This window comes from Streptomyces sp. NPDC037242, assembly GCF_055604165.1.
In genome coordinates, this window is record NZ_JBVJUY010000012.1 from 76,349 (window position 1) to 101,729 (window position 25,381).

The window sequence follows — 25,381 nt, forward strand, 5'->3', positions numbered from 1 at the left end:
GCGTGTTCTCGGCCTTGAACGGCGATTCGTTGCGCGGGACCCCTTCACCCCTGCTGCGGGGGCTCGCGGGGAGTCTACGAGGCCTCGCGGAAGGCCGGGTCCGCGCCGAGTCGGCACAGGTCGTCGAGGATGTCGGGGGTGTGGTTGGAGACGACGCGGCCGCTCCAGGTGTCGCACAGGGCGGGGACGGTCAGCGTGCCCGCGTAGCGGTGGCCGGCGGCCTCGTAGGCGCGGCGCAGCGTGGCGTGGCCTTCGGTGGCGGGGTCCGCGCCGAGGAGGGTGGTGGCGACGGAGCGCTCCAGGCCGAGGAGGGCGAGGGCGCGGGCGACGCGGAGGGAGAGCGGACACCCGGCGGACAGGTACAGGCGGTAGCGGTGCGGCACCGGGGAGAACCCGGCACCGATCCGCCCGCGCAACGCGGGCGCGGGCGCCGCCGGGGCGGGCTGCGGCGGGGCGGACGGGGTCAAGGCGGGCGCGGGCAGGGCGGACGCCGGCCGGGCGCCCGCGGGTGCGGCGGATTGCGGCAGGGAGGACGGGGGCACGGCGGTCTGGGACATGGCTCTCCTGTGGGCGGCGGCGCGGGCGGGGATCTCGGGGGTCCGCGGATGCGGAGCGGTGGAGGAGATCAGCCGCGCGCGGCGAATGCGCTGCACACGCGCAGGAGGTCGATGTGCAGGCGCCGGGTCAGCCACCAGCGGCGGAGGGCCCCTGACCCCGCGTCCGCCGTCCAGGCCTGCTCCACCGGTGCCGTCCCCGTCCCGCGCTCGGTGCCCCGGCCCCGGATGGTTAGGCTTTCCGGGCGGGCACAGGTCCTTCGTGGCCGTCTCCCGCAGTCTCGTGGCGGCGCCGGGGACCGTCAAGAAGGCGGTCACCGCCGACTTCGGCGTACCACGCGGTCGCCGACGGAAGGAAACCCCGACCCATGTCCCGTGAGACCCGGACCGACGCGGTCCTCGACAACCCCGTCTGGGCGGCGCTGACCGGCCCGCACCGCGGCTTCGCCGAGATCGGGCCTCGGGGCCTCGCCGCCCGCTACACCGCCGACGTCTCGCCGTTCGCGGCGCTCGCCGACCCGCGGGACCCGCAGGCCTGGGCCGATCTGGCCGAGCTGAGCGGCCCCGGGCAGGGGGTCTGGGTCACCGGGCTGCTGACCCCGCCGGCCGGGTGGGAGACGGTCGCCTCGATTCCGGGCGTACAGCTCGACGGGCGGGCGGTACGGGCCGAGGCCGACCCCGGCGCGGTCCGCCTGGGCCCCGCCGATGTGCCGGAGATGCTGGAGCTTGTCGAGTTGACCAGGCCCGGACCGTTCTTCGACCGCACCGTCGAGCTGGGCACGTACCTCGGGATACGCCACGAGGGCCGGCTCGTCGCGATGGCGGGCGAGCGGATGCGCCCGCCGGGCTGGTCGGAGATCAGCGCGGTGTGCACGCATCCCGGACACCGCGGCCGGGGGCTGGCCGACCGGCTGGTCCGCGCGGTCGCCGCCGCCGTCCGCGAGCGCGGGGACAACCCCTTCCTACACGCCGCCGCGGACAACGCCCCGGCGATACGGCTCTATGAGGCGATGGGCTTCACCCGGCGCCGGGAGCCGCTGTTCATCGGGCTCCGCACCCCCGAGAAGCAGCCTTAGCACCGGTCGACACGGCTCGGCTGCGCCGGGCAAGTGGGCGGCGTACCGGCCCTGTTGAGCGGTGGGATGAGCGCGGCGGCGGTCGACGCCACCGGGCAGGAGTTGGGCGGGAGCTGGGCGGCGCGGCCCGGGGGCCGACTTCGCACACGGCACGTTTCGGGGCGCGCTGCGCGGCCACACGCGGAGTATCACCCACGGAAAGGAACTGCCATGACCGACGTCTCCCGCCTGCCCGGCTCCGCACGGCACCACTGGCAGTGGCAGTCCCGCGCGGCCTGCCGGGATCTGGGCCCGGCCGGCTTCTTCCACCCCGCCGGCGAGCGGGGCGAGGAGCGCGAGGACCGCGACGCGGCGGCGAAGCGGGTGTGCGCGCCCTGCCCGGTCCGTACGGCCTGCCTGGCCCACGCCCTGCGCACCCGGGAGCCCTTCGGCGTCTGGGGCGGCCTGACGGAGGAGGAACGCCGCGCGCTCCTCACCTCCCGGGCCGCGCCGGTCAGGCAGGGGCCCCCGAGGTGAAGCGGCGCAGGAGCGGGGAGAGGACCAGGACGGACTTGGTGCGCTCCACGAAGGGCTCGCCCGCGATGCGCTCCAGGACCCGCTCGAAGTGCCTCATGTCGGAGGCGAAGACCTGGACGAGGGCGTCCGCGTCGCCGGTGACGGTCGACGCGGACACCACCTCGGGGTACCGTTCCAACCCCCGCCGGATGTCGTCCGGCGAGGTGTTGTGGCGACAGTAGATCTCGATGAAGCCCTCGGTCTCCCAGCCCATCGCGGCGGGGTCGACCCGGACGGTGAAGCCGGTGATGGCCCCCTCCGCCCGCAGCCGGTCCACGCGCCGCTTGACTGCGGGGGCGGAGAGCCCGACCTCGGAGCCGATGTCCGCGTAGGAACGGCGGGCGTCCTCGGCGAGGGCGTGCACGATGCGTTCGTCGAGATCGTTCAGTCGCACTGCGGGTGGATCACTTCTCTGCTGTGGCCAATGCTGAGCGGCGGATGCCGTACAGGAAGTAGACCACGAGGCCGACGGCCATCCAGACACCGAACGCGATCCACGTGGCGACCGGCAGGCTGTACATCATGTACGCGCAGGCGAGGAATCCGAGGATCGGCGTGACCGGGTAGAGCGCCACCTTGAAGGTGCGCGGCATGTCGGGCTTGGTGCGGCGCAGGATCATGACGGCGATGTTGACGAGGGCGAAGGCGAACAGCGTGCCGATGCTGGTCGCGTTGGCGAGCTCGCCGAGCGGGATGAAGGCCGCGAGGGCGCCGCAGAAGAGGGAGACGATCACCACGTTGACGCGGGGGGCGCCGGTCCTCGCGTCGACCTTGGCGAAGGCCTTGGGGACGAGGCCGTCGCGGGACATCGCGAAGAGGATGCGGGTCTGGCCGTAGAGGACGGCGAAGACGACGGAGGCGATGGCGACGACGGCGCCGGCGGCGAGGACGACGCCCCAGACGCTGGTGCCGGTGACGTCGGTCATGATCTGGGCGAGCGCGGCCTCGGTGCCCTCGAAGTCCTGCCACGGCATGGCACCGACGGCGACGAAGGCGACGAGGACGTACAGGACGGTCACGATGCCCAGGGAGAGCATGATCGCGCGGGGCAGGTCCTTCTTCGGGTTCTGGGCTTCCTCACCGGCGGTGGAGGCGGCGTCGAAGCCGATGTAGGAGAAGAAGAGGGTGGAGGCGGCGGCGCTGATGCCGGTGATGCCGAGGGGGGCGAGCGGGGCGTAGTTGCCGGCCTTGATGCCCATGACGCCGATGCCGATGAAGAGCACCAGCGTGACGATCTTCACGACGACCATGATCGTGTTGATGCGGGCGCTCTCCTTGGCGCCGCGCATCAGGAAGACCATGGCGAGCAGGACGACGACCAGCGAGGGCAGGTTGATCCAGCCGCCGTCGCCCAGCGGGGCGGCGGAGAGCTTCTCGGGGAGCGTGATGCCTATGGTCCCGTCGAGCAGCTCGTTGAGGTACTGGCCCCAGCCGACGGCCACGGCCGAGACCGACACCGCGTACTCCAGGACCAGGCACCAGCCGCAGATCCAGGCGATGAGCTCGCCCATGGTGGCGTAGGTGTACGAGTACGAGGACCCCGAGACCGGGACGGATCCCGCGAGCTCCGCGTAGGAGAAGGCGGAGAAGAGCGCGGTCAGGCCCGCGATGATGAAGGAGATCGTGACGGCCGGGCCGGCCTTGGGGGCGGCCTCGCCGAGGACGACGAAGATGCCGGTGCCGAGCGTGGCGCCGATGCTGATCATCGTCAGCTGCCACATCGTGAGCGAGCGGCGCAGGGAGCCGCCCTCGCCCTGGCCGCCCTCGGCGACCAGCTGCTCCACGGGCTTGCGGCGCAGCAGCGGGTGCGCGGGCTTGCGGGGCTGGGACGTGAGCGGTGGCGCCTGGCCGTGATCGAGCACGAGGGGACTCCTTCTTCACTGCGGGTGGGATTGTTCGGCGTCGACCGCAGCGGTCCGGAGCAGTCCGCAGGCAGGGCAGAGCCTGTCTGGGCATGGGGGGACCGCCGAGCAGGCGGTCCGCGCCACTCCACGTACAGCGAGTGAGCCTACGAGCTGAGTGATACCGCCCGTAATGCACCATCCTTGCACATTGGCGCACGATCGTTGCGCGGATCTGTCCGGGATGGTCCTTTGTTGCGTACGGATGATCGATCAGTGCGCGGCCCATCCGATCCGCCATTCTTGACACTTCGTCAGATCTGCCGCAGCGTGCCGCCATGGATCTGGACGTGCTCTACGAGATAGACGTGCCGAGGCCCTGGCACGGAGCCCATCCGCACGGACAGCGGGCCGCCGAGCAGCGCGCCTACCGGGAGGCCGTCGAGCAGATCCGGCTCGCCGACCGGATGGGCTTCCGTACCGTCTGGGCGGTCGAGCACCACTTCCGCGAGGGGCGCTCGCACTGCCCGGCCCCCGAGGTGCTCCTCGGACACCTCGCCGGGCTCACGGAACGCATCCGGCTCGGCTTCGGTGTGACACTGACCCCCTTCGGCTTCACCCCGCCGCAGCGGATCGCCGAGAAGGTGGCCACCGTCGACGTACTGTCCGGGGGCCGGGTGGAGTGGGGCACCGGACGCTCCACGCCCATGGAGCAGGCCGCCTTCGGCGTGGACCGGGAGAGGTCCCGCGACGACTGGCGCGAGGCCATCGAAATCGTCACGGGGATGTGGCGCGAGGAGTACTTCGAGTACGCCTCCGAGCGCTTCCGCTTCCCGCGCCGCATGGTCACCCCCAAGCCCGTGCAGGACCCGCACCCGCCCGCCTGGATGGCGGCGACCTCCGCCGGCTCGGCCGAGGTCGCCGGGCAGAACGGCCTCGGGCTGCTCTCCTTCTCGATCATGCAGCCGCTGGACGCGATGGCCCGCCAGGTGGCCGCGTACCGGGCCGCCGCCCGCGACCCGAGGCCGCTCACCGACGTCACGACGAACCGGGTCAGCGCCTACACCCTCGTCCACGCGACGGCGCCGCGCACCGAGCCGGGCGCCCGCGTGTGGGACTCCGTGGCCTGGTGGTACTCCAACCTGGCGCGGTTCACCCTCGACTGGGAGCTGCCGCACCTGACCCCCGAGGAGCGCGAGCGGACCTTCCCGCTGCTCACGCCGATCCTCGAAGGGAACGTACCCGTACGGGAGTTCAGCGACGGGGACATGATCCTCATCGGGGACGCCGAGACGATCGTGGCCAAGGCCAAGCGGTACGCGGACCTCGGCGTGGACCAGCTCATCTGCTACGTCCAGTGGGGGTACCTGGAGCACCGGGAGATCCTGCGGACCCTGGAGATCCTGGGCAAGGAAGTCATCCCGGAGCTGGCCCGCTACCGGCCGCGGACGGCCGCCCCGTGACCCCCACCGAACCCCTCGACACCTCCCCCGTCCCCGACTACCCCTCCCTGCACCGGCTCGACGGCCGCGGCTTCGTCCTCCTCGGCGCCGGCAACGGCATCGGCCGCCAGACCGCCCACGCCCTGGCCGCCGGCGGCGCCCGCGTGCTGTGCGCGGACGTCGACGCGGACCGGGCCCGCGCCGTCGCCGCCGAGGTCGCCGGAGTCCCGTACGCCGTCGACGCCACGCGCCGCGAGGCCGTACGGGACCTCTTCTCCGAGGCCCCGCGACTCCTCGGCGGGCGCCCGGTCGGCGGGGTGGTGGACATCGTCGGCATGGCCCGGTACGCCGCACTGCCCGAGCTCGACGACGCCGGCTGGGACTGGCACTTCGACCTGGTGCTCCGGCACGCCTGGCTCGCCGTCCAGTACGGCGGCGAGGCCGTCGCGGCGGGCGGCGGGGGCCCGCTGGTCTTCGTCGCCTCCGTCTCGGGGCTCACGGCCGCCCCGCTGCACGCCGCGTACGGGGCCGCCAAGGCCGGGCTGATGTCCCTGGTGCGCTCCGCGGCGGTCGAACTGGGCCCGCGCGGGGTACGGGTGAACGCGGTGGCCCCGGGGGTGGTCTGGACCCCGCGGGTCGCCGCACTGCTGGGCGGGGAGGGCCGGCGGCGCAATGCGCGGAACGCCCCGCTGGGCCGCGTCGCCGAGACCGCGGACATCGCGGCCGCCCTGTACTTCCTCGCCTCGCCGCAGTCCTCGTACGTGACGGGGCAGACGCTGGTGGTGGACGGCGGGGTCGGCGTGAAGTTCCCGTACCCGACGATCGGAGGCGAAGAGTGAGACCGCAGAGCCCCGACGGGCCGTGGCTCGACCCCGGCTCCTTCCTGCGCGGCGTCGCCTGGCTGGACGACGGCCGCCCCGTGCGCGCCGACCCGGCGGACACCATGCGGCTGCCGTGGGACACGGGCGAGCGGGCCACCCTGCCGATAGGCGTGCGGCTGGAGTTCACCGCGCAGGGCGCGCGGGCGGTGGAGATCCGCTACCGGGCGACCGTGCCCGGTCCCACCGACGCGCTGCGCGACCTGGCGCACGGGTTCTCGCTCTGGGACCGCCACGGCGTGGTCTCCGAGGTGTTCACCGAGCCGGCCGCGGAGGCCGTCGTACGCATCGAACTGCCCGGGGGCCGGGGGCCGTTCACCATCCACCCGCCGGAGACCCAGTCCCCGCTGATCCTCGGACTGCGCGGGATCGGCGGTCCCCTCGCCCCGGCGCCGCGCGCCCCGCGCTGGGTGGTGCACGGCGACTCCATCACCGAGGGCTGGTGGTCCACCCGCCCCGCGCACGGCTGGCCCGCGGTCGCCGGCCGCGCCCTCGGCTGGGACACCGTCAACCTCGGCTACGCGGGCGCCGCGCGGGGCGAACTCGCCACCGCCGAGCAGCTCGCGGAGCTGCCCGCCGATGTCCTCACGCTCGCCTTCGGCACCAACTGCTGGTCGCGGGTGCCGTTCTCGGTCCCCCTCCTGTACGAGACCACGCGCGTGTTCCTCGAACTGGTCCGGCAGGGCCACCCCCGGACACCGGTGCTGCTGGTCTCCCCCGTGCTGCGGCCCGACGCGGAGCGCACCCCGAACCGGCTCGGCGCCACGCTGGGGGCCCTGCGCGATGCGATGGAGCGCGCCGTCAGGGACCGGATCGCCGCCGGGGACGGCCGGCTCGCCCTGCTCCCGGGCCGAGACGTGCTGGGTCCCGGGCAACTGGCGGACGGGCTCCACCCCAACGACTCCGGACACCTTGCGCTCGGCCTCGCTGTGGTCACGGCCCTGCGGCGGGCCGGGTTCACCGCGGGGTGAGTGAAACACCCCACAGCGCCCGCCTTGAACAGACCGGGCCCCACGAGGCGTGTCCTGCACACAGTTGCCGCCGCTCCGCAGCCGGGGCGGCGGGCACCGCAGGACAGACACGTGGGAGAGATCAAGATGGGTATCAAGCGCGGAACCACCCTGGCAGCCGTGGCAGTCGTCGTCGCCCTCACGGCGACGGCCTGCGGCGGGGACGACGCCGGGTCGGCCGACTCGGTCAAGCCGGCCGGCGCCGCCTCCCAGGCCCCCGCGGCGGACGACGGCTACGGCTCCAGCGGCTCCGGCGCGGGTGATTCCGCCTCGGGGGCCGAGCCCGCAGGGCAGTTGGCCGTCTCGCAGAACGACCAGATCGGCGCCCTGCTCACCGACAGCGCCGGGCGCACGCTCTACCGCTTCGACAAGGACACCGCCAAGCCCCCGAAGTCGAACTGCGACGGGGACTGCGCGAAGACCTGGCCGGTGGTCGCCGCGGGCGACGTGACCGCGGCCGCCGGGACGGACCCGAGCCTGCTGGGCGAGGTGGTCCGCAGCGACGGCAGCAAGCAGCTGACCGTGGCGGGCTGGCCGATGTACCGGTTCAGCAAGGACACCAAGGCGGGCGACACCAACGGCCAGGGCGTCGGCGGCACGTGGTTCGCGGCCGCGCCGGACGGCAAGAAGGCCGCGAAGGCGGCCGCCCCCGCCCCGGCGGGCGGCGGGCAGGCTTCGGGCGCGCTCACCGTGGCCAAGGACCCCAAGCTCGGTGACCACATCGTCGACGGCAACGGCATGACCGTGTACCGGTTCAAGCCGGACACCGCCTGGCCCATGGTGTCCAAGTGCGAGGGCGACTGCGTGGCCAAGTGGCCGGTGGTGCCGCCGGTGGACCGGGCCAACGCCAAGGGGATCATCGAGAAGAACTACCTGGTCCTGGACCGCCCGGACGGCAAGAAGCAGCAGACCGTGAACTGCTGGCCGGTCTACACGTTCACCGGTGACAAGAAGGCGGGCGACACCAACGGCCAGGGCGTCGGCGGCACGTGGTACGCCGTGGCCCCCGACGGTGGGCTCATCACCGTCCAGTAGTCCGGCCCGAGCACTCGAACACCCGGGTACGGGCCACCACCAGACCATCCGGCCGCGCGGTCCTCGCCCCACCTCCCCCGGGGCGGGGGCCGCGCACCGTTTCCCCAGGCCGAAGCGGCTCCTAGACTCCGTCGCATGCTGCGCGTACTGGCCGTCGACGACGAGAAGCCGCTCCTGGAGGAGCTCCTCTACCTGCTGCGCTCCGACCCCCGGGTGCTGAGCGCCGAGGGCGCCTCGGACGCCACCGAGGCACTGCGCCGGATCACCCGGGCGCTGGAGGCCGGCCCGGACGGGGCCGAGGGCATCGACGTCGTCTTCCTCGACATCCACATGGCCGGGCTCACCGGTTTGGACATCGCCCGGCTGCTGGCCGGGTTCGCGCGGCCGCCGCTGATCGTGTTCGTCACCGCCCACGAGGGCTTCGCGGTGCAGGCCTTCGACCTCAAGGCCGTGGACTACGTCCTCAAGCCCGTCCGCCCGGAGCGGCTGGCCGAGGCGGTCCGGCGGGTCTGCGCACAGCTCGGCCGGGCGGCCGGGGATCCCCCGGCGCTGCCGGGCGGCGCGGGCCCGCGTACCGCGCCGGCCGTTCCCGACCGGCCGGCGGCGCCCGAGGTGCCGGACGAGATCGCCGTCGAGCTGGGCGGGGTAACCCGGTTCGTGGCCGTCGCCGACATCGCGTACGTCGAGGCGCAGGGCGACTACGCCCGGCTGCACACCGACGAGGGCAGCCACCTGGTCCGGATACCGCTGTCCACGCTCGAAGAGCGCTGGGCGGCGCGCGGGTTCGTCCGCATCCACCGCCGCCACCTGGTCGCGCTCGGCCGGATCGACGAGCTGCGCCTGGACGGGGGCACCACCAGTGTGCGGGTCGGCTCGGCCGAACTCCAGGTGAGCCGCAGGCACGCACGGGAGTTGCGGGACCTGCTGATGCGAAGGGCGATGGGTTAGGGGTGTGACCGTCCGGCGTGCCGGCGAGCCGTTCGTCGCGTCGGGAGGGGCGTACGGCGATCCGCCGGGGCCGTCGGCCGCAGCGGTGGTGTAACGATCCTCCGGCATGGATGCCCCCGCGTATCGTGGATCTTCCGGCGCGGGAGGAGGCACGGCCCAGATGTCCGAGATCCAGGCTCTGCTCGACGCCCTGACCGGACTGCCCCGCACCCGGCCGGCCGGGCCCGCCGAGGCCGAGGCGCTGCTGGCCCGGCTGCGCAGCGCGGCCGCGCGCTGGGCCGACGTACTGGGCGAGGCCAACGACGGGGTCACGCAGCAGCTGCCGCCCCGGGCGCAGGCGGCGCTGACGCTGGCCTTCCGGCGCGCGGAGCAGTCGTACGTGGAGCTGGAGATCGCCCTGCGCGACTGCGAGGAGCACCGGGACCCGGCGCGCTGACCTCGGGGCGGGAGCCTTTCGCAGGGCCTGCGGCGCCGCCCCCGCGCGGCTTCCCGGGTGGCCGGTGGCGGTCCCGGGATCGCGCCGGATCAGGCCTGTTGCCCGGTCAGAGGCCGTGCGTAGACTCCGGTCACCCCGCCCCCAGCCGAAGGACCGACCGGTGAACCAGACGTACGCGCTGACCGCGGTCACCGTGGTCGTGCTGGTCACGGTGCTGGTCGGGGCTCTGGGGCTGCGGATATCGCGGACCACCTCCGATTTCTACGTCGCCTCGCGGACGGTCGGGCCCCGCCTCAACGCGGCGGCGATCAGCGGGGAGTACCTCTCGGCCGCCTCCTTCCTCGGAGTCGCGGGCCTGGTGCTGCTCCAGGGGCCCGAGATGCTCTGGTACCCGGTGGGCTACACCGCGGGCTACCTGGTCCTGCTGGTGCTGGTGGCGGCCCCGCTGCGGCGCTCGGGGGCGTACACGCTGCCCGATTTCGCCGAGGCCAGGCTGGAGTCGCAGGCCGTGCGGCGCATCGCGGTGCTGTTCGTGCTCGGGGTCGGCTGGCTCTACCTGCTGCCGCAGTTGCAGGGCGCGGGGCTGACCCTGGAGATCCTGACCGGGGCCCCGCACTGGGTGGGCGGGGTGGTCGTCGCCGTGGTGGTGACGACCGCGGTCGCGGCGGGCGGGATGCGGAGCATCACCTTCGTGCAGGCCTTCCAGTACTGGCTGAAGCTCACCGCCCTGCTGGTCCCGGCGTTCTTCCTGCTGGCGGCCTGGGCCGGGGACGGGACGCCGCGCGCCTCCTTCGACGCCCCGGCCGTCTTCCGCGAGCACACCGCCGTCACGTTCGCCGAGGACGTACGGCTCGCGCTGGACGCCCCGCTGACGGTGACGGTGACCGGCCGCGTGGACGGGCGTGCGTACGAGGCCGCCCCGCTGACCCTCGGCGCCGGGCAGCATTCCGTACGGGCCGACGCGCGGCTGGAGTTCGCCCCCGGCACGCCGGTGCCCGGCACCCCGGCGCGGGGCGGGCCGGGCGGGTCCAGCTGGTCGGAGTCGCTGTCCGGGGACCGGCCCGAGCTGCGGCTGTACGCGACGTACGGGCTGATCCTGGCCACCTTCCTCGGCACCATGGGGCTGCCGCACGTGGCGGTGCGCTTCTACACGAGCCCCAACGGGCGGGCCGCGCGACGCACCACGCTGGTGGTGCTCGGGCTGGTCGGCGTCTTCTACCTGCTGCCGCCGGTGTACGGGGTGCTCGGCCGGATCTACGCCCCCGAGCTGGCCCTGACCGGGGACGCCGACGCGGCCGTGCTGGTGCTGCCCGCGCGGCTGGTGGGCGGGGTGCCCGGGGAGCTGCTGGGGGCGCTGCTGGCGGGGGGCGCCTTCGCGGCGTTCCTGTCGACGGCCTCGGGGCTGACCGTGGCAGTGGCCGGGGTGCTGCACCAGGACGTGCTGCGGGCGCGCGGGGTGCGGAGTTTCCGGGTCGCGGTGCTGGTGGCGATCCTGGTTCCGCTGGCGGGCAGTGTCGCCGCGACCGATGTCCCGGTGGCGGATGCGGTGGGGCTGGCCTTCGCGGTGTCGGCGTCGTCGTTCTGCCCGCTGCTGGTGCTGGGGATCTGGTGGCGCGGGCTGACGCCGCCGGGGGCGGTGGCGGGGCTGGTGACCGGTGGCGGGGCGGCGCTGAGCGCGGTGCTGGCGACGCGGGCCGGGCTGGTGCCGGCCGGGTGGGGCAACACGCTGCTGGCGTGGCCGGCCGTGTGGTCGGTACCGCTGGGCTTCCTGACGATGGTGCTGGTGTCACTGGCCACCCGGGCGCGGGTCCCGGCCGGGACGGCGGCGACGCTGGCCCGGCTGCACCTGCCGGAGGACGTGACAGCCGGAGCGGGAGCAGGAACAGGCGCGGGCGCGGGCGGTGCTCCATGACCGGAGCGGTGCTCTCGGTGCTCGCCGCGGCGGCCGCGGCCCTGCTGCTGGGCCTCGGCTGGGCGGGCGGCCGGTGGCACGCCCGGCGCGGCGAACGGGCCGTCGGCCTCGACCTCGGCACCCCGGTGGAGCGGGCCACCTTCCACACCCTGCACACCGCCTCCCTCGCCGCGCCCCCGCTGCGCGCCGGCCTCACCGAGGACGCCGCCCGCAAGGCCGTCAGGCGGCTGCGCACGCTGCTCGGCACCGAAGCACTGTGCCTCACCGACCGGGAAGGGGTGCTGGCCTGGGACGGGCCGGGCGCCGACCACCACGGGCGGCGGGCGATGGCCCGCGTCGCGGTGATGCTGGAGTCCGGGCGCAGTCAGAGCGTACGGATCGAGTGCGAGCGGCCGGACTGCCCGCTGAAGTGGGCGGTGGTCGCCCCGCTGACCGGCGAGGACGGGGTGCTGGGCGCGCTGGTGGCCTACGGCTCCCGGGAGTCCGCGGTGCTGGCGCGGGCCGCCACCGAGCTGGCGCGCTGGGTCTCCGTCCAGTTGGAGCTCTCCGAGCTGGACCGCTCCCGGACCCGGCTGATGGAGGCCGAGATCAAGGCGCTGCGGGCGCAGATCTCCCCGCACTTCATCTTCAACTCCCTCGCGGCCATCGCCTCGTTCGTGCGCACGGACCCGGAGCGGGCGCGGGACCTGCTGCTGGAGTTCGCGGACTTCACCCGCTACTCGTTCCGGCGGCACGGGGACTTCACCACGCTGGCGGAGGAGTTGCGTTCCATCGAGCAGTACCTGGCGCTGGCCGGGGCCCGGTTCGGGGACCGGCTGAAGGTGACCTTGCAGGTGGCGCCGGAGGTGCTGCCGGTGGCGCTGCCGTTCCTGTGCCTCCAGCCGCTCGTGGAGAACGCCGTCAAACACGGGCTGGAGGACTCCACCGAGGAGTGCAGGATCACGATCGCGGCCCGGGACGCGGGCGCGGAGGCGCTGATCACCATCGAGGACAACGGCGTCGGGATGGATCCCGCCCTGCTGCGCCGGATCCTGGCGGGGGAACGCACGGGGTCCGCCTCCGGGATCGGCCTGCCCAATGTGGACGAGCGGATGCGCCAGGTGTACGGGGACGACTCCGGGCTCGTCATCGAAACCGGAGTCGGCGCGGGCATGAAGATCACCGTACGGATTCCCAAGTACCGGGCGGGAGTGCACAGTTCGATGCCCGGAGAGCGGCTCCCCCGGCGCTGACCCGCGCATCGGCGGATCCGGCATCCGGCGCCCCCGCCCGGAACGCCGGTGGCCCCGGCCGTCCACGAGAGGACGGCCGGGGCCACCGGAAAAGCGGGGAGGACTAGCTCCAGCTGGCGTGCAGCGGCTTGCCCTCGGCGTAGCCGGCGGCGGACTGGATGCCGACCACGGCCTTCTCCTCGAACTCCGCGAGGGAGCCCGCACCGGCGTAGGTGCAGGAGGAGCGGACGCCCGCGATGATCGAGTCGATCAGGTCCTCGACGCCCGGACGGGCCGGGTCCAGGAACATGCGCGAGGTGGAGATGCCCTCCTCGAACAGCGCCTTGCGGGCGCGGTCGTAGGCCGACTCCTCCGAGGTGCGGTTGCGCACGGCACGCGCGGACGCCATGCCGAAGGACTCCTTGTACAGGCGGCCGTCGGCGGCCTGCTGCAGGTCGCCCGGGGACTCGTACGTACCGGCGAACCAGGAGCCGATCATGACGTTGGACGCACCGGCGGCCAGCGCCATCGCCACGTCGCGCGGGTGGCGGACGCCGCCGTCGGCCCAGACGTGCTTGCCGTACTTCTTCGCCTCGGCCGCGCACTCCAGCACAGCGGAGAACTGCGGGCGGCCGACGCCGGTCATCATGCGGGTGGTGCACATGGCGCCGGGGCCCACACCGACCTTGATGATGTCGGCGCCGGCGTCGATGAGGTCCTTGACGCCCTCGGCGGCGACGATGTTGCCGGCCACGATCGGGACCTGCGGGTCAAGGGCGCGGACGGCCTTGATCGCGTTGATCATCGATTCCTGGTGGCCGTGCGCGGTGTCGATGACGATGGTGTCCACGCCCGCGTCGAGCAGCTGCTTGGCCTTGGCCACGAAGTCGCCGTTGATGCCGACGGCCGCCGCGATGCGCAGCTTGCCGTTGGCGTCGGTGGCCGGGGTGTAGAGCGTCGCGCGCAGCGCACCCTTGCGGGTGAGGATGCCGACGAGCTTGCCGTCCTTGTCGACCGCCGGGGCCAGCTTGCGGTGGCCGGCGTCGAGCTTGTTGAAGGCCTCGCGGGGGTCGATGTCGGCGTCGATGAGCAGCAGCTCCTTCGACATGACCTCGGAGAGCTGGGTGAAGCGGTCCACGCCGGTCAGGTCGTGGTCGGTGACGACGCCGACGGGGCGGCCCTCGTCGTCGACGACGACGCCGGCGCCGTGGGCGCGCTTGGGCAGCAGCGACAGCGCGTCGGCGACCGTCTGGGTGGGGGCCAGCGTGATCGGGGTGTCGAGCACGTGGTGGCGGGTCTTCACCCAGGAGATGACGTCGGTGACGACCTCGATCGGGATGTCCTGCGGGATGACGACGATGCCGCCGCGGCGGGCGACGGTCTCGGCCATCCGGCGGCCGGCGATGGCGGTCATGTTCGCCACGACCAGGGGAATGGTGGTGCCGGTGCCGTCGGGCGAGGACAGGTCGACGCCCTGGCGGGAGCCGACCGCGGAGCGGCTCGGCACCATGAACACATCGTCGTACGTCAGGTCGTACGGCGGCTTCAGGTCATTGAGGAAACGCACGTGCTGAACATCCCAGTCGATCGGAGGTGCCTCGACAGGGCAGCCGAGGAAAACGCACGTACTTCATTCTCCCATGTCCTGGGGTTTACACCGCCCGGGCTGATCGTCCAGGACATACCGGGCCGGGTGGTCGTTTCCTACGGGACCTTGGTCCTTCCGGGGGTCCGGACCGCGCTGGGCCGGTGCACCGGGCCGGTGCGCCGCCCCAGCGGCAGGCTCGTTCCGCCGTGCCTGACCGCCGTGAACTCGGCCGCGATGGCCAGGGCGGTCTCCTCGGGGGTGCCCCCGCCCAGGTCCAGGCCGATCGGCGAGTGCAGCCGGGCCAGGGCGGCCGGCCGCACGCCTTCCTCGCGGAGCCGCTCGGTGCGCTCGGCGTGGGTGCGCCGCGATCCCATGGCTCCCACGTACCCCAGGGGCAGTCCCAGGGCCAGGGAGAGCAGCGGTACGTCGAATCTGGCGTCGTGGGTGAGTACGCACACGGCGGTACGTCCATCCAGGCGGCCGGCGGCCGATTCCGCGGCGAGGTGCCGGTGGGGCCAGTCCACGACGACCTCCTCGGCGCCGGGGAAGCGGGCCCGCGTCGCGAAGACGGACCGGGCGTCACAGACGGTGACCCGGTACCCGAGGAAGGCGCCGATCCGCGCGAGGGCGGAGGCGAAGTCGATGGCCCCGTACACGATCAGCCGGGGCGGCTCGGCGGCCGACTCGACCAGCAGGGTCAGCGGCTCCCCGCACAGCCCGCCGGCCGTGCCCAGCTCGGCGGTGCCCGTGCGCCCGGCCAGCAGCAGCGCCCGCGCCTGCCCGGCGGCGGCCCGGTCCAGCTCCGCGCCCCCGCCCAGGCAGCCCTCGTAGCGGCCGTCGGGGTGCACGGCCAGGGCCCGGCCCAGCTGCCGCGCGGGACCGGACACCACCCGGGCGAGCGCGGCCCGCGCACCGCCGCAGGCGGCGTCGAGCACCGAGCCGAGGACGGGGCGTACCGGGTCGCGCCCGCGCACCGGGGTGACGAGCACGTCCAGGACTCCGCCGCAGGTCAGCCCCACGGCGAAGGCGTCGTCGTCGCTGTAGCCGAAGCGGTGCAGGCCGCCTTGGCCGGACTCGACGGCTTCCAGGCAGAGCTCGTGCACGGCCGATTCCACGCAGCCCCCGGAGAGGGAGCCGAGCGCGGTGCCGCCGGCGTCCACGGCGAGCGAGGCCCCGGGCCCGCGCGGGGCGCTGCCGCTGACGGCGACCACGGTGGCGAGCGCGAAGTCCTGCCCGGCGGCACACCACGCGCGTAGCTCCGCGGCGATGTCCAGCATCAGCGGATGAACGCGCGGCGCGCGCTCTGGCCGGGGATGAGCGGGCGCGGTGGCAGGACCGGGGGCGTGGCGGTGCGGCCGGCCGCGTGGGTGGCGGCGGGCCTGGCCGGGCCCGGGTAGGGCTCGGGCAGCCGCCCGCGGGCACCCAGCAGCATCGCGGCGTGGGCGACGCTGGCGAGGGTGGCGTGGTGGTGCCAGCCCCGGAAGGAGCGGCCTTCGAAGTCGCGGATGCCGACGGGTTCGCAGACGTCGGCGAAGTCGAGTGCGACCCGGTCGGTGAGCTTGGCCAGCAGGAAGAGCTGCGCCAGCGGCCGGTCGCCGATGTTGGTGATCCAGAACTCGGAGGGCAGCAGGGCCGCTTCGGTCCACGCGCCCACCAGCAGCAGCGGGGTGGGGGTGACGGGCGCGGGCCGGTCCTCGCCGGGTGCGGCGAAGACCGAGGCGGAGGTCAGCAGGGTCACGGCTCCCTCGGTGCGGCCGTGCCGGGTCCATTCGACGACGCGCCGCTGGGAGCGCAGGGAGTCGATGAGCTCGCGGGCGGGTGCGGTGTGCGGTCCGGGTTTGTGGCGGGCGGCGCCCCCGAAGGAGACGGGCAGCGAGCCGTCCACCTTGAAGACGAAGGGGATGTCCTGGAGCGCGAAGGACTCGGCGCACTGCGGGAGTTCGGTGTTGGAGACCTCCATCACCACGGGTCGGCGCTGGAGTTGCCAGGTGGCGGCCATCCGCTGGACGGCGTGTACGGCGTCCTGGGCGGGGGTGAGGGAGCGGGCCGTGTCGGGTATGCCGGCCCGGCGGCGGCGCAGGAGTTCGCTGGTCCACGGACCGGGGAGGGTCAGGGTCCATTCGACGGGGAAGCCTGCCTCGCTGGAGGCGAGCCAGATCCCGCTGGCCTGCTGGCAGTTGGCGGTGCGGCCGAGCTGGGGGACGAACTGCCGGCCGACGCCGACGGAGCGGTCGCCGGCCTTTTCGATGACCATGGGCTGGACCACCCAGGCGAGCGGTCGCTGTGCGGTGCGTTCCAGGTGCTGGGCGAGTGAGCGGCGTACCGGAGTCCAGTCCCAGGGGGACTTGCTGATGAACTGCTGAAGGCTCTGTTCGACGGAACTGGCCCCTGTTCCGGCGATGTTACGGATTGTTTTCTTTCCGGTGGTCCGCACGAGGCCGTTCAGATATACGCGGGCCCAGTTTCGCTGGTCCCGCCGGGGTAAGGACTCGAAGAAAAGTGAGATCAGTACGTCGATCAATTCGGAGATTTCCTTGGTGGATTCCTCCGGCAGAACTACGCGAGCCATCTCGGCCTCCCCCGCGACCAGCTAGATCCATTACCCTACTTGACCGCGCAGAACGGCCGTAGGCCCGGGCGGCTACTTCCTGAGGTCGCTGGCAGTTTCGAGCCGCTCATCCCCTACCACGAGCGGGATGGGGATCTGGTTCGCCGCGTAGTAGAGGGCAATCAGGAAGTGTGCGACGAGAGTGAGCGGAGCGGAGAAGAAGGACAGGACGACGGTCAAGGGGTAGGCGATGGCGCCCAGTCCGAATCGCAGCCGCGTGGCGCGGGCCCCGTCCTTGTCCACGGTTTCGTGGAAAAGGTGGCCGACCTGGGTGACGTACCACCAGAAGGCGAGGAATGCGAGGGCGTAGACGACGGTCCAGGAACTGTAGAGGATGGCGGCCACGTTGGCCGAATCGTCGTTCACCAGGTGTTCGGCGAGGACATTGGTGGTGTAGGGGATCACCGATACCACCATCAGCACCATGAGATTCAGGAACAACAGCGGTCGGTCCACGCGCTTGAGGTGACTGAAGATCGTGTGGTGATTGACCCACATGACGCCGATGATCAGGAAACTCACGACGTACGCCGCGTAGTGCGGCCATTGTTCCCGCAGCCCGTGCCAGAGCTCGTCGCCCTGGCCTTCCGGAACCTTTAACTCCAGCACCAGGATCGTGATCACGATGGCGAATACGCCGTCGCTGAACGCCTCGACCCGGTTCGTTTCCTGTTCCATGGCCTCCCCTTCACCCTTGCGCTCGCAACCTTCACGCGTGCCCGGGGAGGGCGCTGCCCGGCCCTCCCCGCTCACGCTACCCAGATCTCGGGGGTCAGCCGCCGAAGCCGGCGGTCTGCCGCCAGATCCGGCCATCGCGGACGACGAGTGTCCCGAACGCATGCTCCGGTTCGCCGTTCAGGTTCATGACCGCCCGGTAGAAGATCGTGTCCTCGGTCTCGACGTACTCCTGGAGCTCCACCAGGGTGGGCTTCACGGTGAGGTATCCGGTGAACGTCTCGCGCACGGCCTCGATCCCCACCGAGACGCCCTCGAAGCGCAACAGCACGGCGTCGTCGGTGTAGTTCTTCATGACCGCCTCGATGTCCAGGGCGGCCAGCGCCTCCATCTGGCGGACGAACACCGGGTGCAGCTTGGCGATGTCGTACTTGGTCATGTCGACTCCGTTCTTTCAACTGGTGGCGGGACTGGTGGCGGAACTGGTGGCCGGTACGGCGCAGGAGGGGTCCGTCCCCGACAGGGGCAGCCGGACGAGCATCCGGGTCTCCCCCGGGCGCGACCGGGCGGTGATCGACCCGTGGTGGCGCTGGGTCACGATGCGGTAGCTGAGGTGCAGGCCGAGCCCCGTGCCCTTGCCCACGTCCTTGGTGGTGTAGAAGGGTTCGAAGATCCGGGGCAGGGATTCCTCCGGGATGCCCCGGCCACTGTCGGCGATCTCGACGACCATGCAGACGCCCTCGACCCGGACGCGCAGGGTGAGCACGCCGGAGCCCTCCATGGCCTCGGCCGAGTTGTCGACCAGGTTGGTCCACACCTGGTTCAACTCGCTCGGGTAGCCCGTCAGTTCGGGCAGGTCGGGGTGGTACTCACGTACGATGCTGATGCCGGTGAGCTTGGAACGCAGCACGACCAGCGTGTTCTCCAGCCCGTCGGTCACCGCGAAGCGCTGCTCGGGCGCGCGGTCGAGATTGGCGTAATCCCGGGTGGCGGAGACCAGTTGGGAGATCCGCGGCCCGGCCGCGCGGAGCTCGGCCGCCAGCGACCGGATCTCCAGGAGCGCCGCGAGGTGGTCCAGCGCGGCGGGCAGGGCCGGCTCGCCGACCCCCTCCAGCCGCTCCAGCAGCCAGCCCAGCTCCAGCCCGAGGTCCGCGACGCCGGAGCCGAGCAGTCCGGGACGCTCGGCGCCCGCCTCCTCGGCCCAGTCGGCGATCTCCTCCTCGGCGTCGGCCTGGGCGAGCGGATCGCTCACCACGGGCGGCGGCACCTTGTCGAGTTCGTCGGCCAGCCGGTCGAGTACGGAGCGCTCCGCGCCCGTCGCGGCGGCCCCCCAGGCCTGGGCGGTGCGGGTGAGCCCGTCCAGGGCGGGCACCAGCTCCTGCGCGGCGCGGGCGACGGCCGCCGCGGGGTTGTTCAGCTCGTGCGCGAGCCCCGCGGCGAGGGTGCCGAGGGCCTCGACGGTGGCCCGTTTGCGCGCCTGGACCTCGGAGGACTTGATCCGCCAGGCCAGCACCGGGATCAGTACGGCCGCCACCCCGTGGCAGCGGGTCAGCATCTCGAAGAACACCGGCTTCGCATACGCCACCACGGTGGTGGCCGGACCGCTCGCGGCCGCGGTGGCCACGTACGCGCCGTCGGTCAGCAACGGCAGCTCCCCGGTGAACCGGTGGGCCGCGGAGGGCTTCCCGTCGTGCTCCTCGGCGGCGCCCTCCTCCTCGGTGGAGTGCCGGGTGAGCACCTCCTCACGGCCGTCGACGACCTTGGTCACCACGAGCCCGCCCGAGAGCAGGACGTGGAAGCCGGTGGCCTCCTCCCCGTCTCGGAAGAGGATCTCCCCGTCGGCCAGCACCCGGGGCTCGGAGACCGAGACCAGCCAGTCCAGCTGGCCCTCGGTGAGGCCTTCGAAGATCTCCAGCCCGCGCAGGGCCGAGCGCAGCACCTCGGGATTCATGTCCGGCTCCCCTCCGCGTCGCTGCGGGCGGCCAGCCGCAGGGTCGCCACCAGGGCCAGCGCGCACACCGCGGCGACGGCCGCCATGAAGCCGACCGACGTGCGCTGCAGGCCGTGGATGTTGGTGAGCAGCCCGGCGAGCACCGCGGGCACGCTCATCGCCAGGTACGCGAACACGTAGACGGCGGCGGTCAGTTCACCGCGGTGCGCGGGCTCGGCGAGGGTGCTCAGGGCGCGGAAGGAGCCGAGGAACGCCGCCCCCCAGCCGCTGCCGAGCACGGCGGTGCCGGCGAGGAACACGGCGGCCGAGCCGAGGCCCAGCGCCAGCAGGACCAGGCCGAGCCCGGCGAGCAGCCCGCACAGTCCGAGCACCGCCGTGCGCAGCGCCTCGGTGCGGCCGAGCAGCAGCTGGGCCGCGGTGGCGGCGCCCGCGAGGAGGGCCACGGTGGCCCCGCCGACGAGGTAGTTGGTGGATTCGAGCAGCGACAGGGCCAGGTGCGGGCCGAGCGAGAGGTAGAAGCCGCCGACCGACCAGACGGCGACGATGGTCAGGACGAGTACGGCGAACCGGCCGCGCACCGCGGCCGGGATCCGGATCCGGTGCGGGGCGATGCGCGGCCGGCCGCCGGATCCGGGGGCGCTCTCCGCCATCCGCACCACGCCGGCCAGCACGCCGCCGAAGGCACCGATCAGCACCAGGTACGTCAGTACGGTCGGGGCGGGCGCGTACTGGACGAGCAGCCCGGCCCCGAGCCCGCCCAGGCCGATCCCGACGGTCGGCCCCGCACTGTTGACCTGGGCGCCGAGCGCGGGCCGCGCGCGGGGGGCCAGTTCCAGCAGGGCGGCGCCCATCGCCCCGGTGGCCAGGCCGACCGCGAGCCCCTGCACGGCGCGGGCGGCGAGCAGCAGCCCGAGCCCCTGGGCCCCGGCGAACAGGGCCATGGAGACGATCGCGAGGACCAGGCCGGCGCCCAGGACGGGGCGCCGGCCGAGGGTGTCCGACAGGGATCCGAACAGCAGCAGGCCGGCGAGCACGGTGACGGCGTACAGGGCGAAGACCACCGTGATCGTGCCGGAGGAGAGTCCCCACTTCTCCTGGTAGAGGACGTACAGGGCGGAGGGGACGGAGGAGGAGAGCATCAGCAGCACGAGGACCGCGCCCACCAGCCAGAATCCGGAGCCCCTCGGCCCGCCGGCCCGGTGGGTGGCGGGAGCCGCGGGAGTGCCTGGGACGGGAGGGTGCAAGGGAACCCCTGTGGTCGGCGGTGGCCCGGTCGGGCCCTTCGTGCTCCGCGTGGTCGTCTCGGACGGTTCCACTGCTTCACTCAACTCCCCGTGGTGAGCGGTCAGGCGAGGGCCTGGTCCTGCGCCCTCGCCAGCGCGCGGGCGGTCAGCACCCCCGCGAGGTGGCCCAGGTACTCGGCCGAGGTGCCGCGCCCGGGGACGAAGAGCTCCCGGGGCTCGGCGCGGAAGGCCGCGAGCACGGCCTCCGTCGTGTACGGGCCCCCGCGCAGCCTGTCTTCGACCCCGCGCAGCCGCAGCGCGCGGGCGGTGGCTCCGGTGACGGCGATGCGCAGCCCGTCGGGGGTGATCCGTACCGCGGTGGCGCACACCGGGTAGCGGGTGGCCCGGTCGGCGGTCTTCTCGAAGGCCCCGCCCCGCCGGCCCCGACCCGCGCCGGGTACGAGCAGGGCGGTGACCACGGCGCCGGCGGGCGCTCCGGTGGCGGCGAACTCCTCGGCCCGCACCGCCGAGCGGCCGCCGGGGCCGGCCAGCTCGACCAGCCCGTCGGCGGCGATGGCCGCGACCGGCAGGTCGGTGGCCCGCCCGGTGGCGGCGAGGTTGCCGCCGACGGTGCCGAGGTTGCGGACCTGCGGGTCGCCGTTGGCGCGGGCCGCGGCCGCCAGCTCGGGGGCTTCGGCGAGTACCTGCGGGTGCGCGGCGAGTTCGGCGAGCCTCGTCAGGGCCCCGATGCGCAGCCCCTCCGAGGTCCGCTCGACGCCGCTCAGCTCCTCCAGGTGCGTCACGTCGACCAGCAGGCGGGCCCGGTCGGCCCCGGTGCGCAGGTCGGGCAGCAGGCTCTGGCCCCCGGCCAGCACCCGGGCGCCCCGGGTGGCGGACAGCAGGTTCAGCGCCTCGTCGAGGCCGGCGGGCCGTACGTAGTCGAACTCGGCGAGGATCACCGGTTGCCTCCCTGCATCGCGCGCCAGACCTTCTCGGGGGTCAGGGGCATGTCGATGTGCCGCACGCCCAGGTCGCCGAGGGCGTCGACGACCGCGTTGACGACGGCGGCGGCGGGCGGCACGGTGGCGATCTCACCGGCGCCCTTGGCGCCGAGCGGGTTGTGCGGGGACGGCGTGACGGTCTTGTCGAGGGCGAAGAACGGTACGTCGGCCGCGCGCGGCAGGGCGTAGGTGGTGAGGTCGCTGGTGACCAGCAGCCCGTTCTCGTCGTACTCGGCGGCCTCCATCAGCGCCTGGCCGAGGCCGTGCACGATGCTGCCCTCGATCTGGCCGAGGACCACCTTGGGGTTGCCGATGTTGCCGGCGTCGTCGACGGCGGTGTAGGCCACCACCTCGGTCCCGCCGGTCAGTTCGTCGACCTCGACGACCGCGACGTGGGTCCCGAAGGGGTAGTTGAAGTCCGGCGGGTCGAAGTGGGTGGTCTCGTCGAGGGCGGGTTCGATGTCCGGGGGCAGCCCCCAGCCGTACCACATGGCCATCGCGAGCTCGGCGAAGGTCTTGCCGTTCGCCTCGTTGCCCTCTTCGTGGACCCGGCCGCCCGCGTAGACCGCCTTGTCCTCGGGGATCCCCAGGAAGACGGCTCCGGCCCTGACCAGCTTGTTCCTGATCTTCCGGGCGGTGAGGGCGACGGCGGGCGCGGCCATGCTGTAGGAGCGCGAGCCGTAGGTGCCCTGCCCGTACGGGGCCTTGAGCGTGTCTCCCTCGTACACCTGGACCTGGTCGGGGTCGATGCCGAGCTCGTCGGCGGCGACCTGCGCGAAGACGGTGCCGTGGCTCTGGCCGGTGGAGGCGGAGCCGACGGTGACGGTGACCTCGCCGGTCGGGTGGACGCGGATGTTCGCGCTCTCCCAGGTGCCGCCGAGCATGCCCTCCTGGGACATCCGGGTGGAGGGGCCGACCCCGCAGATGGCGACGTAGGTGGCGATGCCGACGCCGAGCCGCTTGCCGCGGGTGCGGGCCTCGGCCTTGCGGGCGGGCATGTCGGCGTAGCCCGACAGCTCGATCGCCCGGTCGAAGTTCAGCAGGTAGTTCCCGGAGTCGTAGGTCCAGCCGAGGCCGTTGTCGTACGGGAACTTCTCCTTCGGGACCAGGTTCTTGCGGCGCACCTCCGCCGGGTCCATGCCGATCTCGCAGGCGTACCGGTCGACCAGGCGCTCCATCAGGAAGGCGGCCTCGGCCCGCCCGCTGCCGCGCTGGGCGCCGAGCGGGACGGTGTTGGTGAAGGCGGCGTAGACCTCGCAGAAAGCGGCGGGGATGTCGTACATCCCGCTGATGGAGCGGCCCATCAGCGCGGTGGCGACACCGGGGCCGATGGTGGAGGGGTACGCGCCGAGGTTGGCGTAGCTGGTGCAGCGCAGGCCGGTGATACGGCCGTCGCGGGTGCCGGCGAGGGTGACGTGCTGGCGGTGGTCGCGGCCCTGGACGGTGGAGTTCATCAGGCCGGTGCGGGTGTCGACCCACTTCACGGGCCGGCCGAGCTCCTTGGAGAGCAGCAGGACCAGCGCCATGTCGGGGTAGAGGTAGCCCTTGGTGCCGAAGCTGCCGCCGACGGTGGGGGCGACCACGCGGAGCTTGTTGAAGGGGATCCCGAGGACCAGCGCGGAGAGCAGGAAGCGGTGGTTGTGCGGGCCCTGGGTGGAGGCGTACAGCGTGTACTCGCCGGTGGCGGCGTTGTGGTCGCCGACCGCGCCACGCGGCTCGATGGGGCTGTTGACCGTGCGCTGGTTGACCAGGTCCAGTTCGACGGTGACCTCGGCCGCGGCGATGGCCGCGTCGGTGCGGTCTTTGTCGCCGCACGTCCAGTACGCGTTCAGGTTGCCCGGTACCGCCTCGTGCAGCTGGGGGGCGCCGTCGGCGAGCGCGGCGTCGGCCCGGGTGACCACGGGCAGCGGCTCGTACTCGACGACGATGGCGGCGAGCGCGGCGGCGGCCTCGCGCGGGGTCTCGGCGACGACCACGGCGATGGCGTCGCCGACGTGGCGGACGGTGTCGCCACTGAGGACCGGGCGGGAGCCGGGAAGTCCGTAGGGGTGGGGCGGGAAGTGGCTCTCGACTCCGCCGGGTATCCAGATGCAGGGCAGCGGCATGACGTCGGCGAAGTCGGCGGCGGTGGCCACTTTCAGTACGCCCGGGAGCTGCTCGGCCGCCTTGGTCTCGATGGAGAGGATCTTCGCGTGGGCCACCGGACTGCCGAGGATGGCCATGTGGGCGGTGCCCGGCAGGTTGATGTCGGCCACGTACGTGGCCTCGCCGCGCAGCAGTTGCGGATCCTCACGGCTGTCCAGCGGCCGGCCCAGCGGGCCGCTTGGCGTGGTGGTGGCTTCCCCCGTCACTGCGGTCATCTCCCTCACACCTCCTGTCCGGGGGCGGACGCCGGGGACGCGGCGGCTGCGGCGGGCGCTTCGGCCCGGGCGGCGCGGCAGGCGCGCTGCACTCCGCGTACGACGCTGTGGTAGCCGGTGCAGCGGCACAGGTTCCCGGTGAGCCACTCGCGGATCTCGGGCTCGGTGGGGGCCTCGCGGTCCGCGGCGCTGTTGGCGAGCGCGGTCTCGACGAGTTCGCCGAGGGCCATGACCATCCCGGGGGTGCAGAAGCCGCACTGGGTGCCGTGCTCCTGGCGCAGGGCCTCCTGGAGCCCGGTGAGCTCCCCGCCCGGGGTGGTGACGCCCTCGATGGTGGTCACCGCGGAGCCGGCGGCCGAGGCGGTGAGGACCAGGCAGCTCTTGACGGACCGGCCGTCGAGCCGCACGACGCAGGAGCCGCACTGGCCGGTGTCGCAGCCCACCTTGGTGCCGGTCAGTCCCAGGCCGTCGCGGAGCCGTTCCACGAGCAGTTCGTTCGGCCGGGCCGCGAACCGCTCGGGTCTTCCGTTCACGTTCAGTGAGAGATCCATGCCAGCGCCTGCGCTTCCGTGAGCGGCCGGTTGAAGAGGGGTCCGCCGGGCTGTTGGAGAATTCCTCCGGAGTGCAGCGGACCGGTGTCGACGGGGGCGAATCCCAGATCCGTGATGATTCCCGCGACGATTTCTTTCGCTTTCCCGTCGTCGCCCGCCGTGAAATGGGCCAGGCGTTCACCCCGTGTCGTACCGGCGACGGCGAGGGTCTCGAAGTGCATGGTGTTCAGGGATTTCACCACCCGGGCGCCGGGATACCACTCGGCGACGAGCTCGCTGGAGCCGCGCCCGGCCAGGTCCCGGGGATTTCCGGCGCCGGCGAACGCGTTGGTGGCGTCTACCAGCACGGTGTCTCGTACGGCGTCCTGCGGCAGCAGCCCCTGGACGCCGTCGAAAGGCACCATCAGCACCAGCAGTCCGGCCCGGTCCGGGGGGGGGGGGGGGGGGGGGGGGGGGGGGGGGGGGGGGGGGGGTGGGGGGGGGGGGGGGGCGGGGGGGGGGGGGGGAGGGGGGGGGGGGGGCGGGA

At 73.2% G+C, this 25,381-nt stretch carries 24 protein-coding genes; 10 read left to right on the forward strand and 14 right to left on the reverse strand.

All coding sequences use genetic code 11. The annotated features are described in order from the left end of the window. Window positions 1-74: 74 nt before the first annotated feature. Entirely contained in the window at window positions 75-557 is a 483-nt protein-coding gene (locus ACZ7GJ_RS16495) for a hypothetical protein (protein WP_470752252.1), read from the reverse strand. Window positions 558-922: 365 nt separating this feature from the next. Here ACZ7GJ_RS16495 and ACZ7GJ_RS16500 point away from each other — a divergent pair, with 365 nt between their 5' ends. Continuing rightward, on the forward strand, window positions 923-1,630 hold the full coding sequence (locus ACZ7GJ_RS16500; RefSeq protein ID WP_470752254.1) for a GNAT family N-acetyltransferase: 708 nt from the start codon (window positions 923-925) through the stop codon (window positions 1,628-1,630). 210 nt (window positions 1,631-1,840) lie between these two features. Next, window positions 1,841-2,146 carry a WhiB family transcriptional regulator gene (locus ACZ7GJ_RS16505; RefSeq protein ID WP_470752256.1) on the forward strand — a complete coding sequence of 102 codons (306 nt, stop codon included), beginning with the start codon at window positions 1,841-1,843 and terminating at the stop codon, window positions 2,144-2,146. Here the strand turns inward: ACZ7GJ_RS16505 and ACZ7GJ_RS16510 are convergent. Continuing rightward, window positions 2,124-2,579 (reverse strand): Lrp/AsnC family transcriptional regulator, encoded by a 456-nt coding sequence (locus ACZ7GJ_RS16510; RefSeq protein WP_007262967.1) that lies wholly within the window; start codon window positions 2,577-2,579, stop codon window positions 2,124-2,126. The genes ACZ7GJ_RS16505 and ACZ7GJ_RS16510 overlap by 23 nt on opposite strands. Before the next feature lie 10 nt (window positions 2,580-2,589). After that, entirely contained in the window at window positions 2,590-4,047 is a 1,458-nt protein-coding gene (locus tag ACZ7GJ_RS16515) for an amino acid permease (protein ID WP_470752257.1), read from the reverse strand. Between the two features lie 317 nt (window positions 4,048-4,364). Between ACZ7GJ_RS16515 and ACZ7GJ_RS16520 the strand changes: the two genes are divergently transcribed. From ACZ7GJ_RS16520 to ACZ7GJ_RS16555, 8 genes are all read left to right on the forward strand, one after another. Next, window positions 4,365-5,489, forward strand: coding sequence for an LLM class flavin-dependent oxidoreductase (locus ACZ7GJ_RS16520; RefSeq protein WP_470752259.1), 1,125 nt, complete (start codon window positions 4,365-4,367; stop codon window positions 5,487-5,489). Then, window positions 5,486-6,307 (forward strand): SDR family NAD(P)-dependent oxidoreductase, encoded by an 822-nt coding sequence (locus ACZ7GJ_RS16525; protein WP_470752261.1) that lies wholly within the window; start codon window positions 5,486-5,488, stop codon window positions 6,305-6,307. Before ACZ7GJ_RS16520 ends, ACZ7GJ_RS16525 begins: the two co-directional genes overlap by 4 nt. Then, window positions 6,304-7,317, forward strand: a complete 1,014-nt coding sequence (locus tag ACZ7GJ_RS16530) for a GDSL-type esterase/lipase family protein (protein ID WP_470752262.1) — start codon at window positions 6,304-6,306, stop codon at window positions 7,315-7,317. The genes ACZ7GJ_RS16525 and ACZ7GJ_RS16530 overlap by 4 nt, the downstream gene beginning before the upstream one ends. 126 nt (window positions 7,318-7,443) lie before the next feature. Then, window positions 7,444-8,391 carry an SCO0930 family lipoprotein gene (locus ACZ7GJ_RS16535; protein ID WP_470752483.1) on the forward strand — a complete coding sequence of 316 codons (948 nt, stop codon included), beginning with the start codon at window positions 7,444-7,446 and terminating at the stop codon, window positions 8,389-8,391. Window positions 8,392-8,526: 135 nt separating this feature from the next. Continuing rightward, window positions 8,527-9,339, forward strand: coding sequence for a LytR/AlgR family response regulator transcription factor (locus tag ACZ7GJ_RS16540; protein ID WP_470752263.1), 813 nt, complete (start codon window positions 8,527-8,529; stop codon window positions 9,337-9,339). A 160-nt stretch (window positions 9,340-9,499) separates the two neighbouring features. Then, entirely contained in the window at window positions 9,500-9,775 is a 276-nt protein-coding gene (locus ACZ7GJ_RS16545) for a hypothetical protein (protein ID WP_385224837.1), read from the forward strand. A 160-nt stretch (window positions 9,776-9,935) separates the two neighbouring features. After that, window positions 9,936-11,687, forward strand: coding sequence for a sodium/solute symporter (locus ACZ7GJ_RS16550; RefSeq protein WP_470752265.1), 1,752 nt, complete (start codon window positions 9,936-9,938; stop codon window positions 11,685-11,687). Continuing rightward, window positions 11,684-12,919, forward strand: a complete 1,236-nt coding sequence (locus ACZ7GJ_RS16555) for a histidine kinase (protein ID WP_470752268.1) — start codon at window positions 11,684-11,686, stop codon at window positions 12,917-12,919. The genes ACZ7GJ_RS16550 and ACZ7GJ_RS16555 overlap by 4 nt, the downstream gene beginning before the upstream one ends. Before the next feature lie 103 nt (window positions 12,920-13,022). Here ACZ7GJ_RS16555 and ACZ7GJ_RS16560 read toward each other — a convergent pair whose 3' ends face one another. The 11 genes from ACZ7GJ_RS16560 to ACZ7GJ_RS16610 form a co-directional block, all read right to left on the reverse strand. After that, complete coding sequence (locus ACZ7GJ_RS16560; RefSeq protein WP_365918386.1) at window positions 13,023-14,465, reverse strand: GuaB1 family IMP dehydrogenase-related protein; 1,443 nt, start codon at window positions 14,463-14,465, stop codon at window positions 13,023-13,025. A gap of 137 nt (window positions 14,466-14,602) precedes the next feature. Continuing rightward, window positions 14,603-15,763 carry an XdhC family protein gene (locus ACZ7GJ_RS16565; RefSeq protein WP_470752269.1) on the reverse strand — a complete coding sequence of 387 codons (1,161 nt, stop codon included), beginning with the start codon at window positions 15,761-15,763 and terminating at the stop codon, window positions 14,603-14,605. Beyond that, window positions 15,763-17,055 carry an IS701 family transposase gene (locus ACZ7GJ_RS16570; RefSeq protein ID WP_470752271.1) on the reverse strand — a complete coding sequence of 431 codons (1,293 nt, stop codon included), beginning with the start codon at window positions 17,053-17,055 and terminating at the stop codon, window positions 15,763-15,765. The genes ACZ7GJ_RS16565 and ACZ7GJ_RS16570 overlap by 1 nt, the downstream gene beginning before the upstream one ends. Window positions 17,056-17,127: 72 nt before the next feature. Beyond that, the gene (locus ACZ7GJ_RS16575; protein WP_470752273.1) at window positions 17,128-17,772 is read right to left on the reverse strand and encodes a TMEM175 family protein; all 645 of its coding nucleotides are present in this window, start codon (window positions 17,770-17,772) and stop codon (window positions 17,128-17,130) included. Window positions 17,773-17,866: 94 nt separating this feature from the next. Beyond that, complete coding sequence (locus ACZ7GJ_RS16580; RefSeq protein WP_470752274.1) at window positions 17,867-18,208, reverse strand: nuclear transport factor 2 family protein; 342 nt, start codon at window positions 18,206-18,208, stop codon at window positions 17,867-17,869. A 15-nt stretch (window positions 18,209-18,223) separates the two neighbouring features. Then, complete coding sequence (locus ACZ7GJ_RS16585) at window positions 18,224-19,720, reverse strand: ATP-binding protein (protein WP_470752275.1); 1,497 nt, start codon at window positions 19,718-19,720, stop codon at window positions 18,224-18,226. Next, window positions 19,717-20,883 (reverse strand): MFS transporter, encoded by a 1,167-nt coding sequence (locus ACZ7GJ_RS16590; protein WP_470752276.1) that lies wholly within the window; start codon window positions 20,881-20,883, stop codon window positions 19,717-19,719. The genes ACZ7GJ_RS16585 and ACZ7GJ_RS16590 overlap by 4 nt, the downstream gene beginning before the upstream one ends. 182 nt (window positions 20,884-21,065) lie before the next feature. Beyond that, window positions 21,066-21,902, reverse strand: coding sequence for an FAD binding domain-containing protein (locus ACZ7GJ_RS16595; RefSeq protein ID WP_470752278.1), 837 nt, complete (start codon window positions 21,900-21,902; stop codon window positions 21,066-21,068). Further along, window positions 21,899-24,304: a xanthine dehydrogenase family protein molybdopterin-binding subunit gene (locus ACZ7GJ_RS16600; protein ID WP_470752279.1), complete on the reverse strand. Its 2,406-nt coding sequence runs from the start codon at window positions 24,302-24,304 to the stop codon at window positions 21,899-21,901. The genes ACZ7GJ_RS16595 and ACZ7GJ_RS16600 overlap by 4 nt, the downstream gene beginning before the upstream one ends. Before the next feature lie 5 nt (window positions 24,305-24,309). After that, on the reverse strand, window positions 24,310-24,855 hold the full coding sequence (locus ACZ7GJ_RS16605; protein WP_470752281.1) for a (2Fe-2S)-binding protein: 546 nt from the start codon (window positions 24,853-24,855) through the stop codon (window positions 24,310-24,312). Beyond that, window positions 24,840-25,259 carry an NADPH-dependent F420 reductase gene (locus ACZ7GJ_RS16610; RefSeq protein ID WP_470752283.1) on the reverse strand — a complete coding sequence of 140 codons (420 nt, stop codon included), beginning with the start codon at window positions 25,257-25,259 and terminating at the stop codon, window positions 24,840-24,842. The genes ACZ7GJ_RS16605 and ACZ7GJ_RS16610 overlap by 16 nt, the downstream gene beginning before the upstream one ends. Between the last annotated feature and the right edge of the window lie 122 nt (window positions 25,260-25,381).

Coding starts and splice junctions, on each gene's coding strand:
- ACZ7GJ_RS16495 (WP_470752252.1), bottom strand. CDS start 557: ATGTCCCAGACCGCCGTGCCCCCGTCCTCCCTGCCGCAATCCGCCGCA.
- ACZ7GJ_RS16500 (WP_470752254.1), top strand. CDS start 923: ATGTCCCGTGAGACCCGGACCGACGCGGTCCTCGACAACCCCGTCTGG.
- ACZ7GJ_RS16505 (WP_470752256.1), top strand. CDS start 1,841: ATGACCGACGTCTCCCGCCTGCCCGGCTCCGCACGGCACCACTGGCAG.
- ACZ7GJ_RS16520 (WP_470752259.1), top strand. CDS start 4,365: ATGGATCTGGACGTGCTCTACGAGATAGACGTGCCGAGGCCCTGGCAC.
- ACZ7GJ_RS16535 (WP_470752483.1), top strand. CDS start 7,444: ATGGGTATCAAGCGCGGAACCACCCTGGCAGCCGTGGCAGTCGTCGTC.
- ACZ7GJ_RS16540 (WP_470752263.1), top strand. CDS start 8,527: ATGCTGCGCGTACTGGCCGTCGACGACGAGAAGCCGCTCCTGGAGGAG.
- ACZ7GJ_RS16545 (WP_385224837.1), top strand. CDS start 9,500: ATGTCCGAGATCCAGGCTCTGCTCGACGCCCTGACCGGACTGCCCCGC.
- ACZ7GJ_RS16555 (WP_470752268.1), top strand. CDS start 11,684: ATGACCGGAGCGGTGCTCTCGGTGCTCGCCGCGGCGGCCGCGGCCCTG.
- ACZ7GJ_RS16565 (WP_470752269.1), bottom strand. CDS start 15,763: ATGCTGGACATCGCCGCGGAGCTACGCGCGTGGTGTGCCGCCGGGCAG.
- ACZ7GJ_RS16570 (WP_470752271.1), bottom strand. CDS start 17,055: ATGGCTCGCGTAGTTCTGCCGGAGGAATCCACCAAGGAAATCTCCGAA.
- ACZ7GJ_RS16575 (WP_470752273.1), bottom strand. CDS start 17,772: ATGGAACAGGAAACGAACCGGGTCGAGGCGTTCAGCGACGGCGTATTC.
- ACZ7GJ_RS16580 (WP_470752274.1), bottom strand. CDS start 18,208: ATGACCAAGTACGACATCGCCAAGCTGCACCCGGTGTTCGTCCGCCAG.
- ACZ7GJ_RS16585 (WP_470752275.1), bottom strand. CDS start 19,720: ATGAATCCCGAGGTGCTGCGCTCGGCCCTGCGCGGGCTGGAGATCTTC.
- ACZ7GJ_RS16600 (WP_470752279.1), bottom strand. CDS start 24,304: ATGACCGCAGTGACGGGGGAAGCCACCACCACGCCAAGCGGCCCGCTG.
- ACZ7GJ_RS16605 (WP_470752281.1), bottom strand. CDS start 24,855: ATGGATCTCTCACTGAACGTGAACGGAAGACCCGAGCGGTTCGCGGCC.
- ACZ7GJ_RS16610 (WP_470752283.1), bottom strand. CDS start 25,259: ATGGTGCCTTTCGACGGCGTCCAGGGGCTGCTGCCGCAGGACGCCGTA.